Below are 12,106 nucleotides of genomic sequence, written 5' to 3' on the forward strand. Positions count from 1 at the left end.
GCCTTTTCTTTTGCTTACTTTTGGTGTTTGCGTAACTTCGCTTCGCGAAGTGAGCAAACCCCGCGCGCGTAGCGCGCCTTTTGACGAACAAAAGAAAACTCGCTTTGCGGGTTTCGCTAAAAGTGAGTAGCCGCCGGGCTACCCCCGGCCAGCAGAACCAAGAAGAGAGAACAGAGGAAGCGCGGACAGCCGGCGCAAGACCCGGCCTTAATCCGCAACCGTCACAACATTATTCTCAAACGTGATCCGATCCCCCACTCCTGGCACCAACTGAATAGCCGGCACGTTCGCCAACGTAATCGGATTGGCAACGCTGCCAGTCTGACCCCGCGGCACCGTCCTCACCACCTGGCTCCCCGGCAGCGGCGCGCCAGTCTTGAGGTGCGCATACATCATGTCCATGGCCTGGATGAAATAGCGGTGCAGCGGCACCAGCCGCGCGCCATAACCCGGAAAGCCCAGGAAGGCATCGAAGTGCTGGGCGTTGGTGACCTCGATGTAGGAAAGTTTGCTGCTGCGGCCCTCGACCATCTTGTTGAGGCCGAAATACGGCCGTGAGGTGAAGGCCACCGGCACCAGCGTGTCGGAGCGGCCGTGCACGATCAGGGCCGGCTTGCCCTGCAGGTTGGCGTTGCGCAGCACCTGCTGTATGCCCTCGCGGACGCGCAGGGCGTCGGGGGTGTTGGTGCTGACCAGTGCGCGCAGGCACAGCGCGCCGGCGCTGTTGTAGTCCTGCACATTGCCGGCCGACACCGAGGCCGCGTCCAGCAGCGGGCCGCCCAGGCTGGCGTTGTTGACGATGTTGACACCCACCGTGGGCGGCACGCCGTTGCCGGTGCCGAAAGAAGTCGCCAGCGCGGCGGCCGATGCGGGCACCGGCACATTGGGCACGGGCGCGGTGGCCGGGGCCGTGGCGGCAAAGCTGTAGCCGCACAGGTTGTCCTGTACGCCGGCACGGCCATAGGCATTGGCATAGGTCAGCGCCACCGGCAGCGTGGCAAACGAATAGTGCGAGGCCTGCAGGTCGTTGCTTTCGGGCTGCCAGCCCGCGGCCTGCAGCACCGACATGGCGCTGGCCGCCTGCTCGGCCGGCGTGTTGCCGTTGACGAGGCCCTGGGCCTTGAGCGCGGCGCAGCGGTTGGCGGCGATGGCCGGGTTGATGGTGTTGAAGACATTGGTCGTGGGCGACAGCAGCGCGGCGCAGGGCTGCAGCAGGTTGGCCAGCGTCGTGTAGTCGTACAGCGGCCTGCCGGTGCCTGCCAGCGTCGTGTTGCCGCGCCGTACGCTGAGCCGCGCGTCGGGCACCAGCTGCACCTGCGGCTCGCCGACCGCCACGCCGCTGATCAGGCCGCGCGTGTCGAGCTCGGCCGCCGCCAGCGCCGCGCCGGCGCCGTTGGAGACGCTGGAGGCGATCACGATGGTGTTGGACGGGTTCAGCGTCCGCAGGCGCGCGCTGCCGTCGCGTGAGGGCGCGCCATAACGTTCATTCAGCACAAAGTAGGCGAACTCCACCGCCTGCAGCGTGAAGCGGCCCCAGTCCTTCTCGGAGTTCTGCTGCGAATGCGCGTGCTTGACGGCAAAGCGGTTCGGCGTGGCCGCGTTGAAGGCCGTGCGTTCCGTCGGGCTCAGGGCGGCCGTGAAATTGGAGGCCGCGCCGGCCGCACCTGCATCGGCGCGCAGGCCGTTCTGCAGGTGCACCGTGTTGTTCTGCAGGTCGTGCATGCCGCTGCCGGTGCCCTTATCGGTATAGGCCATGGCGCAGCCGTTCTTCAAACCCCATTCGCCCGAGGAGCCGATGGCGCCGTAAATGCCGCGTGAGCCGCTCGAGGTGCCGGTCACGATGCAGGCATTCGCCGGGTTGAAGCTCGCCGGCACCTGCACCATCATGGTCACGTTGTGCCGGCCGCTGCCGTCGTCCGAGTAGGCGATGAATTCGCTGCCGGCGATCTTGCCTTCGCCGGTGGTGACCACACCGCGCGCATCCACGTTCGGGCCGTAAAGCGTGCCGTAGCCGCCGGCCGGCGAGATGTCGAGGATGGCGCGGTAGTTGTTATAGATCGCGATGCGCCGCAGCTCGGCCGCCGTCGGCCTCAAAGGGTCCAGCGGCTGTGGCGCGGCGCCGCCCAGGCCGGTCTTGCCCAGGCCGGCGGTCAGCAGGTCGTCGTTGCCGCCGTCATACACCCCCATGGTGATGGGGCCCAGGTAGCTGGGCTTGGTGTTGATCGGGTCGCCCGCGCCGCCGGCGCAACCGGCCAGCAGCGCGGCCGCCGTGAGCAGGCCCAGGCCTGTGGTGATGGGGGTGGTTTTCATGGCGTCCTCCGTTTGGTGTTGTCGCGCTGGCTGGAGCGCCCATCATCATCGGGGCAAGGACGCCTATCTGCGCGGTTTTGGCGATTTGATTTGTAAGGGTTTTGCCTCTGTTCCGGCCAAGGGCCTGTTTGCTGCGGCCATGCCGCAGATGCCTTTCTTCAACCTCCGTCATCTGTGTCATCCGCGGATAAACCAGATCCGGTTTTCCCTCAAAGTTACCGATAGGTAACTTTTATTGACAGCTGCTGCGAAAGACCCCTAAACTTACCGATCGGTAACTATGGATCATCCTATGCCTTCCGTTGAAGAAAACATCCCGATCGGTAATTTTTCAATTTCTCAAGGCGCCATCGTCCGGTCCGCCGCCGACCTGGGCGAGCTGGTGCGCGAGCGGCGGCACAGGCTGGCCCTCAAACAGGTCGACGTGGCGGGGCTGGGCGGCACCGGCAACCGCTTTGTCATCGAGCTGGAACGCGGCAAGCCGACCGTGCAGCTGCAAAAGGTGCTCGACGTATTGAACCTGCTGGGCCTGGAAGTGGTGGTGCGTCCCAAAGCAGGCGGCCAGGCATGACCACCATCAATACCACCCCGGCGGAGCCTTCCCGCCTCGACGTCTTTTTCAACGAAGAGCGGGTCGGCTCGGTCCACGACAGCTCGCCGCTGTCTTTCGAATACTCGGCCGAATGGCTGGCGCGGAGGGAGCCCGCCCAGGTGGCCGGCATCACCCTGGCCATCGGCCGCAGCGACGCCCCGGCCGTGCAGGCCTTTTTTGAGAACCTGCTGCCCGAAGGCGATTTGCGCAGCTACCTGGCGATCAGCCGCAAGGCCTCCACCCTGTTCGGCTTGCTGCTGGAGACGGCGGGCGACACGGCCGGCGGCTTTGTCATCCTGCCGGCCGGTGCCAGGCCCGAGGGGCCGCGCTACGAGGCGACCAGCTGGGAAGCCCTGGCCCAGCGCCTGGCCGGCAAGTCGGCGGCCATCGACATCCAGGGCCGCGAAACCCGCATCTCGCTGGCCGGCGCGCAGGACAAAACCTCCATCGCGATTTTTGCCGACGGCGTGCCGCAGCTCGCGCGCGGCACCTCCCCATCCAGCCACATCCTCAAACCCGACATCCGGCGCCTGCCCGAGGTCTGGCATTCGGCCGCGAACGAAACCCTGCTCATGCTCGCCGCCGCGCGCTGCGGCCTGCCCACGGCCGAGGTGTTTTACGAGCCGCACACCCGCGCCTGCGTCGTCAAGCGCTTTGACCGCGTGCCGCAGGAGGGCGGCAGGCTGGGCCGTTTGATCCAGTACGACCTGTGCCAGCTCAGCGGCGTGGTGTCCGACAAAAAATACGAGAAGGAAGGCGGCCCCGGCCTGGCGCAGTGCGCGCGGCTGGTGCGGCAATACAGTTCGGCGCCCGCCGTCGATCTGCTGAACCTGCTGCGCTGGGTGTTCTTCAACCTCTACACCGGCAACAACGACAGCCACGCCAAAAACCTGTCGGTCTACCAGCCGCCCGGCCAGGGCGTGCGCCTGACACCGTTTTACGACCTCATGTGCACCCGCATCTATCCCGGGCTCTCCGGCGAGTTCGCCTTTGCCATCGGGGGCGAGACCCGGCCCGGCAGTGTCACGCAGGCCCACGTGCGGCAGATGGCGGCCGAACTGGGCATGGGCGCCGCCTTCACCCTGGCCACCGCGAAAGACGTCGCCGAAAAAATCCCCGCCGCCCTGGAGGGCGCCGCCGCGGCCCTGGCGCCCGCGCTGCCGCATGGCGCCAAGACCCTGGTGGAGCGCGTGCAGAAGCTGGTACTCAAGACCACGCGGCAGGCGGCCAAGCGCATCGCGGAAGGTTGAAACCCACCGAGGCCGGTTTCCAAAGCAAATAGCGCGTCAAAAAGGCCCTGAGCAAGGCGCAAAACGCAGACGGGGTAGACCCCCGGCGAGGCTTTGCAACGCCGCGCAGGGTCTTTTTGGCCGCTATTTCGCGTCGCTGTACACCGTGGCGCGCGAGACTCCCATATGCGCAGCAGCGATCTCCGCCCCACGCCGTATCTCCAGGTAGCCGGCCTTCTTCAAGTCCTGCACCAGCTGCTTGCGGTCAGCCGGCCGCAGCGAGCGCGAGGTGGTGGCGCGCGCGGCGGCGAATTCGTCTATGCACTGGTGGATGCGGTCGGCGTTCGCCGCGTCCAGCGTCTCCGTCACGGCGCTGCTTTCAATCGCGGTGAACTGCGACATCGCGGCCTGGAAGCCGTTGAACAAGGTCAGGTCCACATTGAGGCAGATGGCCGCCACATACTCGCCGGCCTCATTGCGGATGCCCACCGAGGTGCTCTTGACCTTGCGGCCGTCGGCGAACTGGTTGGCGTAGTTGGCGATCACCGCCGGGTAATCCGGGTCCTGGATGCGCGCCAGGCCCAGCTCGGTTGCGGGCTGGCCCACGCGCCGCCCGCTCAGGTTGTTCTCGATCGCGAGGATGGCGTTTTTCGGGTGTGTGAGGTCATGCACCACCACCTCGCAAAACGGCGCGAAGGTCTTGCCCAGGCCTTCGGCAATATTCTTGAGCTCGGCGAGCAGGTGCTTGTTCGAGGGCTGGGCGGGTGTCTTGGGCATGGCGGTGGTTTCGGAATTCAGACAAATTGTCTGGTTGGCCATGGTATCGCAGTGTGTGAATTTGACGGGCGCTGGCCCCCCACCCCAACCCTCCCCAGCGGGGGAGGACACGCGTGAACGCTCCATCTGGCGCTACCGTGCCGCGCTGCCGCTGCACATAGCCAGCAGCGCCAGCATGGGTGAAGGCTGCACACCCCTGGTCGAAAAATCCTGGGGCGGCTTGTCGCCGCTGTTCAAGCTCGAATGGTTCAACCCCACCAGCAGCTTCAAGGACCGCGGCGCGAGTGTCATGGTGTCCTTCCTCAAACAGCTCGGCATCCAGCACATCCTTGAAGACAGCTCCGGCAACGGCGGCGCGGCGATTGCCGCCGCCGGCGCATCGGCCGGCATCAAGGTCAAGATCCTCGCGCCCGGTTACACGCCCCTGCCCAAGGTCGCGCAGATACGCGCTTTCGGCGCCGAGGTGCAGCTCGTCGAAGGCCCGCGCGAGGAATCCGAGTACGAGGCCATCCGCCAGTCGGAGAAGATTTTTTACGCCAGCCACAACTGGCACCCCTTCTTCCTGCAGGGCACCAAGTCCATCGCCTATGAATTGTGGGAAGACCTCGGCTTCAAGGCGCCCGACAACATCATCATCCCCTGCGGCGCCGGCAGCAATGTGCTGGGCTGCCACATCGGCTTCAGCGAGCTGCTGGCTTCGGGCCAGATCAAAAAGCTGCCCAAACTATTCGCGGCCCAGCCGCTCAACTGCTCGCCGATTGACGCAAGTTTTACGGCCGGCAGCGACGGGCCCGTGGAACGCATCGTCAAACCCACCATCGCCGAAGGCACGGCCATCAAGCAGCCGATACGCCTGGCCGAGTTGCTCAAAGCATTGCGCGAATCCGGCGGCGGGACCGTGGCGTTAACAGAAGAACAGATCGCCACCGCCGTGCGCCGCCTGGCCGCCACCGGCCTGTACGCCGAACCCACCAGTTCCTCGGCCGCCGCCGCGCTCGACGTCCTGCACGCCTCGGGCGCCATCCAGGCGAATGAGACCACGGTGGTGCTGCTGACGGGGACGGGGCTGAAGTCGACGCAGTTCATGACGGAGCTGTTTGCGGAGTAGCCTTTTCCCCGATTGATTCCCTCTCCCCGATTCAACTCCCTCCCCCGCTGGGGGAGGGTGGGGTGGGGGCCAGCGGCCATTGAACAGCTCCGGCGCAACTTCAACCGCCGCCGGCCCCTATCCCAACCTTCCCCCAGCGGGGGAAGGAGCAAAGCGAAACCGCCCTTGCAACAATCCGCTTCAAATGCAGGCAAACGCAAATCCGCCAACACCCCTCTTGAAATTTTCCGGCGAATTCATACTTCCTCCATCCGGGCGCTGAGCCGCCGGTCCGGCGCCCCTTCATTGAATGACCATGTTCAACCTGAATGGAGGTAATCGCCATGTTTCGATCGCTGTTTCCCTACGACATGTTCGGGGAGATGGACCGCCTGCAACGTGAGATCCAGCAGGCGCTCGACTTGTCTCCCAACATCCGCGGCTTCGGCCGCGGCGGCTTTCCCGCCCTCAACATAGGCGGCACGCCGCAGACGGTGGAGGTCTATGCCTTCGCCCCCGGTGTCGACCCGAAATCGCTCGAAATCGACCTCGAGCGCGGCATGCTCACCATCGCCGGCGAGCGCAAGTCGCAGCTGCCTGAAGACGGCGCGCAGTCCACCCTGCACATCAACGAGCGTTTCGCCGGCAGCTTCCGCCGCGTGATCAGCCTGCCCGAAGACGCCGACCCCGACGCCGTCGAGGCCAGCTTCAAGGACGGCTTGGTCCACATCAGCATCCAGCGCCGCGCGGCCGCCCAGCCACGCCGCATCACCATCCATTAACCGACGTCACCACACAGACAGACAGAGAAAGAAAGGAGACCCACCATGTTCGGCAGCAAATCCAGCCAGGCCGGCACCACCACCGGCAACGGCCGCGGCAACAACAGCAACGACGCCATGCAGAACGGCACGTCTTCGTCATCCACCGAGGTCACGCGGCAGCAGCAACAACAAAGGCAGCCGGCCCGCTACGCCAATGCCACCCTCACGCCGCCCGTCGACGTGCTCGAAGACAGCACCGGCATCACCCTCTATGCCGACCTTCCCGGCGTGCCCAGGGAGAACCTCAAGCTCCAGGTCGAGGCCGACACCCTGACCATAGAGGCAGAGTCCGCCCTGGCCGCGCCCGAAGGCTTGCAGTCCAGCCACACCGAGGTGGGCCTGGGACGTTTTCACCGCGTCTTCAGCCTCAGCAAGGAACTGGACACCGAGAACGTGACCGCCGAGCTCACCCACGGCGTGCTCAAGCTGCGCATCCCCAAAGCCGCGCACGCACAGCCGCGCCGCATCAACGTCAAGGTGACCTGAGCGAGGGCCACGCCCTTTTGGCATTTACTCCCTCCCCCGCTGGGGGAGGGTGGGGTGGGGGCCAGCGGCCTTTGATCAGCCTCGGCGCAACTCGAGCGCCGCCAGCCCCCATCCCAACCTTCCCCCAGCGGGGGGGAAGGAGCAAAGTCCTTCTCCTACATCCCCGCGGATTCCCCGCCGATAAGCCGCACCTCCCGGCCCCGCCACGCTGGCAAGCAGGCAACCCGCCTGCCACCCACCCACCAGGAGAAGCGCATGACCACCATCCTCTGGACCATTCTTATCGGCTTCATCATCGGCCTCGTCGCCAAATTTTTGATGCCCGGCCGCGACCCCGGCGGKTTCATCATCACCGTGCTGATCGGTATTGCCGGCTCCTTTGTCGCGACTTATTTAGGCATGGCCATGGGCTGGTACCGCAACGGCGAGACCGCGGGTTTTATCGCCGCCGTGCTGGGCGCCCTCGTGCTTCTCGTCGCCTACCGGCTGGTGTCGGCCAAGAACTAGTCGATGCTGGACGACGCCGGCAGCCCCATCCCGCCCCGGCGCAAGAGGCGGCAACGCTCAGCGGTCTTCAACAGCCGGGCCGGCCATGTAGCAGATGCGCCCGTCCGCATCGCAGCCCACCGGGTAAATCTTGCGCGGGATTTCGCCGTCCTGGATGTCCCTCTCCGAACTGAACATCCGCGTGAAAATCTTCAGGGCTTTGTCCGGCATGTTGTCGCGTAGGAAATAGCGATGCCCCCAGGCGCCCACCTGGCCGCCCGTGAAAGAGATGTAGCGCACACCGGGGATTTGTGAAAACTCGCTCAGGTCGCCGCCCAGCTTGATTTGCGCCCCGTCCGCGACGTTCGCCGCGAAGAGCACCGTGTCGCCCTTGTTGTAGGTCACAAACACCTGGCCTTTGGGGCGGATTTTGGCGAGCCAGTCCGCGTGGCCCGCGGCGCGGGCGCAGGCCGCGAGCAGCGCGACGTTGTGCGCCGTGGCAAGCGACTCCGACGCGCCGCTGACGTCCAGTGAGTTCTGGAGAAAGTGGACGCCAAGGCTGTGCGCGGCCAGCGTGAAAGGCTGGTTGGCGATCAGCCTGGCGGCGGCCGTCATGCGCAGAAACCTGGCGAGGGCCTGCGCCGAATGTTGCGCATTGGTTTTGGCCTGGTGGTAGCGCCGGATCTTCCCCTGGATGCCGGCTTTCTCCGTGTTGCCGCCATTGCCGCCCTTGATGCCCTTGAGGTCGTCCTCGTCGTCGGTCTCCGGCACGGGCACGCCCGGTAGTGAGGGGCCTTCGGGCGTGAACCCTTCCGATGCCCAGGAGAAGCCCACCACCTCCACGCCGTATATCGCACGCAGCCGGTCACAGCGCTCAAAACATTTGGCCGGCGAATTGTTGTTGCCGTGGATGTAGACAAGCACCGGCTTTCGCCCATTGAACAAAGGCCCCAGCGCGTCGCGCGCATCCTGGTCGCTGACGTCCGCATCGACGTTCGTCAACTGCCATTTCGATCCACCGCGTTTTTCCACCGTTGCGAGGCCCAGCCGGGTGTCAAACGGTTTGAATGCGCGGCCAAACGCGGTTTCATCCCGTTTGCTGTCATCAACCTCCCTGTTCGTGAATATCAGCATGTCTTCCTCCTTGATGTGGGTCAACCTTGAAGCCGTTTCATTTTGGGACAAGGTTTACGCGCAGCCATCCTTCGATTGGATGGGAAGAAGCCAGAAAAAAGGGGAACTAATGCCCGGCAGGATCGGCATTGCGGCTCCTTTGTTGCGACTTATCCGGGCATGGCCAAGGGCTGGTACCGCAACGGCGAAACCGCGCAATGCGGCGTTCCGTCTTTACCAGCAAGGGCCGAGGAACCGGCTTTGCCGGGCCTCAGGCGCAGCGGCCCCTTATGTGATGAAAGGGGCAGGGACAGAGGCCGAAGGCCACACGAAGTGGGGGAGCGTGGGGGCTACATTTTTACATCTTGGCTTCAGCCAGCGGGTCGGCGTGGCGGTGCACCAGCTTCCACGCATCCCGCTCTCGCCGAAACACCTCCGTCACCCGCAAGGTCATGGCCACGGCATCGCTGCGGCCCTTCATGCGTGCCACCGCCTTCTGGTAACCCGTCCAGTAAGCCACGCTGTCGCCCGCCGCCATCTCGACGACTTCGAGCTGGGTCGTGCCTATGGGCTCGAACACCAGGGCGTCGCGCTCATAACGCGCCCAGACCTCCTGCGTCCCCTTCACCATGCCGCCGCCCGGGCCCATAAAGGTGGCCGGGGATTCCAGCGCGACGATGTGCGCCAGCGGCCCGGCATTGCCGCTCACATACGCGACCGCGGCCTGCTGCCGCTCTTTCATAAAGGTCTTGAACTCCTGCTGTGCTTTGTGAGAGGTAGTAGTAGCCATCTTGCTGCTCCTTGTCAAAAGGCCAAGGTAAGACCGGCGCGCGAAGCGCCGCGTAGGACAAGGGATCAGCGGCTTGAGGTTCCCTGCTCGGCGTGGAGAAAGCTACCGGCGCTAGTGCGGCGCTTTGGCGTCAGTCAAGGGGTCGGCATGCCGGTGTACCAGCTTCCACGAATCCCCTTCGCGCCTGAACACCTCCGTCACCCGCAGCTTGTTCGCCACCGGTTCGGCCTGGCCCTTCATGCGCGCCTGCGCCTGTTGAATGCCCGTCCAGTAGGCGACGGTGTCGCCCGCCGCCATGTCGATGATCTCGAGTTCGGTCGTGCTGCCCGGCTCAAACCGGCCGGCATCTTTCTCATAACGCGACCATACGGCTTGGGTGCCCTTCACCACGCCGCCGCCCGGGCTCATAAAACTGGCCGGCGACTGCTGCGCCACGATGCGCCCCAGCGGACCCGCGTCGCCACTCACATACGCGGCGGCGACCTGCTGCCGCTCTTTCATAAAAGTTTTGAAATCCTGCTGCTGTTGGCTCATGGTGTCTCTCCTTAAAAGGACACGCTAAGCCCGCCGCATGGGGCGGCCGCGTAGGACAAGGGAGGAGGGGGAAAGCGGAGAAATCGCACTGCGTGGGTGTTTTGGTGAATATTCACCTGCAAAACTCCCGTGAATACGTACCTTCTCGCTACCTAGCCCGCAGAAGCACCCTAGCTTCGCCACACATTCATAGCCATGATGTTGTGACAAATTGTTAGGAACTGGGACGGATCGCTATGAAACACAAATTGCCGGAAAACCATGGGCTATCGGAGTCGGCGCTCAAGAATCTACTTTTTGAGGAAAACGGGGAGCCTGCTCTCAGTGATGTGCAATATGCAGCACTGGAGGCTGGCGTCGGTCATGGCAAGAGCATGCTCGTTGTGTCGCCTACCTCTACCGGCAAAACTCTGATTGGCTTATGGGCGATTTCCAGGAGTCTCGAGGCGCATTGCAGGACTGTCTATCTAGTTACTCATCGAGCTTTGGCTAAGCAAAAGTTCGAAGACTTCAAATCACAACTGCTAACGCCATATCTCGGCGACAACAAAAGTTCGCTGGTCATTGCCACCGGCGACTACGTGGAAGATGCCGAGGGAAACTCACCAGCAGATCCTTTGCAAGCGCCGTTATTAGTAGCCACCTATGAGAAATTTTTGGCGCTACTCTCGGCTTCAGGCGTACCTAGTGATATGAGAGACACCGTAATAGTCTGTGACGAAATCCAGTTGCTCGGAGATTCGAATAGAGGTCAAAGCGTGGAAGTTCTGCTGACCTTGCTACGAAATGCCGGATGGCAACAGTTCGTGGGCCTATCAGCGGTCCTTAAACCAAAAGATGCAGGTGAGTTGGCAAATTGGCTCGGAGTGGAGCTAATTATTCAACATCGTCGAGAGAAGCATTTGCGGTATGAATGTTGGACTGCGGATCGGATGCTAACGGTCACCACGGAGGATCCAGATGAAGTCATTGATGGCCGCCCCTTGCCCGCCGGCGCAAGGCAAGACCCCATTGCATGTGTGATCAGCCTTTTGAAGGAGAAGAATCCGCCAACTCCAATCATCGTCTTCTGCATGAAAAAACAAGACACCTTTGATCTTGCGACCAAACTTGTCGAAACCATGCATGCCGGAAAAAAAGGCCAGTTGTCTCTTGCCTTCGATGGCCTTCCTGAAACTTCGGCAAATACCTTTTTAGCTGGAACTTTAGAACACCGGATAGCAATTCATACGGCCGATCTCATGGATGAAGAAAGGAACGTTATCGAGAAGCATTTGCTCGACGGAAAATTGGACGTTGTATTCGCTACCTCAACGCTAGCGGCAGGGGTGAATTTTCCGCTTGGGGCCGCCGTCTTCGCAGACTGGTCGCGATGGGATGGAAATAGGAAAACTTATGTGCCCATAGAAACTTCGGAGTTTCATAACATGGCAGGGCGCGTTGGCCGAATGGGTTTTACACACGACCAGGGAAGAGTCATCCTTTTCTCCTCTGCTCTGCAATTAAATCTCGCAAAAAAATTCCTAGCTCTTAGCGAGCTTGCAACAATTGAACCAAGAGTCACACCCGCTCGATTCAATCAACTTTCACTTCAACTTGTTTCATCAAATTTGTGCAGCAGTCGCGCTGATCTAGAGAAGTTGATATGCACTACGTTCAGTGCACTCAGAGAGGAGGATCGAAATCTCACCGCATTTAAGACTTGGCCAACAAAAATTAGCTCTGCCGTAGATGGGCTGTTGGCAAAGGGGTTCTTACTTGAAACAAGTGCCGGGGCTTTGGTTGCGACCTCCATTGGCCGAGCTGTAGGGCATAGCGGTCTCCTTCCAGAGACCGGGGTATTTTTACTCGACTATATGGTCAAGCATGCTCCATACC

General features: G+C 62.7%; 13 protein-coding genes. 8 read left to right on the forward strand and 5 right to left on the reverse strand.

The window, feature by feature from the left end:
* Positions 1-207: 207 nt before the first annotated feature.
* Positions 208-2,310: a D-(-)-3-hydroxybutyrate oligomer hydrolase gene (locus tag AC1D0P_RS18615; RefSeq protein WP_477678110.1), complete on the reverse strand. Its 2,103-nt coding sequence runs from the start codon at positions 2,308-2,310 to the stop codon at positions 208-210.
* On the opposite strand from AC1D0P_RS18615, the gene AC1D0P_RS18620 reads away from it, so the two are divergent.
* The 3 genes from AC1D0P_RS18620 (at position 2,309) to AC1D0P_RS18630 (ending at position 4,152) form a co-directional block, all read left to right on the forward strand.
* The gene (locus AC1D0P_RS18620) at positions 2,309-2,539 is read left to right on the forward strand and encodes a hypothetical protein (protein ID WP_477678111.1); all 231 of its coding nucleotides are present in this window, start codon (positions 2,309-2,311) and stop codon (positions 2,537-2,539) included. The two genes, AC1D0P_RS18615 and AC1D0P_RS18620, sit on opposite strands and share 2 nt — an antisense overlap.
* A gap of 63 nt (positions 2,540-2,602) precedes the next feature.
* On the forward strand, positions 2,603-2,881 hold the full coding sequence (locus tag AC1D0P_RS18625; RefSeq protein ID WP_477678112.1) for a helix-turn-helix domain-containing protein: 279 nt from the start codon (positions 2,603-2,605) through the stop codon (positions 2,879-2,881).
* Complete coding sequence (locus tag AC1D0P_RS18630; RefSeq protein WP_477678113.1) at positions 2,878-4,152, forward strand: HipA domain-containing protein; 1,275 nt, start codon at positions 2,878-2,880, stop codon at positions 4,150-4,152. The genes AC1D0P_RS18625 and AC1D0P_RS18630 overlap by 4 nt, the downstream gene beginning before the upstream one ends.
* 123 nt (positions 4,153-4,275) lie before the next feature.
* Here AC1D0P_RS18630 and AC1D0P_RS18635 read toward each other — a convergent pair whose 3' ends face one another.
* Positions 4,276-4,908 (reverse strand): helix-turn-helix transcriptional regulator, encoded by a 633-nt coding sequence (locus AC1D0P_RS18635; protein WP_477678114.1) that lies wholly within the window; start codon positions 4,906-4,908, stop codon positions 4,276-4,278.
* Between the two features lie 55 nt (positions 4,909-4,963).
* On the opposite strand from AC1D0P_RS18635, the gene AC1D0P_RS18640 reads away from it, so the two are divergent.
* The 4 genes from AC1D0P_RS18640 to AC1D0P_RS18655 all read left to right on the forward strand — a co-directional run bounded on the left by AC1D0P_RS18640 (position 4,964) and on the right by AC1D0P_RS18655 (position 7,812).
* Entirely contained in the window at positions 4,964-6,016 is a 1,053-nt protein-coding gene (locus AC1D0P_RS18640; protein ID WP_477678115.1) for a threonine synthase, read from the forward strand.
* A gap of 323 nt (positions 6,017-6,339) precedes the next feature.
* Complete coding sequence (locus tag AC1D0P_RS18645) at positions 6,340-6,777, forward strand: Hsp20/alpha crystallin family protein (protein ID WP_477678116.1); 438 nt, start codon at positions 6,340-6,342, stop codon at positions 6,775-6,777.
* Between the two features lie 117 nt (positions 6,778-6,894).
* Positions 6,895-7,305, forward strand: a complete 411-nt coding sequence (locus AC1D0P_RS18650) for an Hsp20/alpha crystallin family protein (protein ID WP_477678122.1) — start codon at positions 6,895-6,897, stop codon at positions 7,303-7,305.
* Between the two features lie 255 nt (positions 7,306-7,560).
* Positions 7,561-7,812 (forward strand): GlsB/YeaQ/YmgE family stress response membrane protein, encoded by a 252-nt coding sequence (locus tag AC1D0P_RS18655; protein WP_477678117.1) that lies wholly within the window; start codon positions 7,561-7,563, stop codon positions 7,810-7,812.
* A gap of 57 nt (positions 7,813-7,869) precedes the next feature.
* On the opposite strand, the gene AC1D0P_RS18660 is transcribed toward AC1D0P_RS18655, so the two are convergent.
* From AC1D0P_RS18660 to AC1D0P_RS18670, 3 genes are all read right to left on the reverse strand, one after another.
* Positions 7,870-8,925 carry a hypothetical protein gene (locus AC1D0P_RS18660; protein WP_477678118.1) on the reverse strand — a complete coding sequence of 352 codons (1,056 nt, stop codon included), beginning with the start codon at positions 8,923-8,925 and terminating at the stop codon, positions 7,870-7,872.
* A 337-nt stretch (positions 8,926-9,262) separates the two neighbouring features.
* Entirely contained in the window at positions 9,263-9,694 is a 432-nt protein-coding gene (locus AC1D0P_RS18665) for a YybH family protein (protein WP_477678119.1), read from the reverse strand.
* A gap of 111 nt (positions 9,695-9,805) precedes the next feature.
* Positions 9,806-10,228: a YybH family protein gene (locus AC1D0P_RS18670; protein ID WP_477678120.1), complete on the reverse strand. Its 423-nt coding sequence runs from the start codon at positions 10,226-10,228 to the stop codon at positions 9,806-9,808.
* A 236-nt stretch (positions 10,229-10,464) separates the two neighbouring features.
* Here AC1D0P_RS18670 and AC1D0P_RS18675 point away from each other — a divergent pair.
* On the forward strand, positions 10,465-12,106 hold a 1,642-nt coding region (locus AC1D0P_RS18675), incomplete at its 3' end, for a DEAD/DEAH box helicase (RefSeq protein ID WP_477678121.1).

It is taken from the genome of Polaromonas sp. P1_G2 (assembly GCF_056405515.1).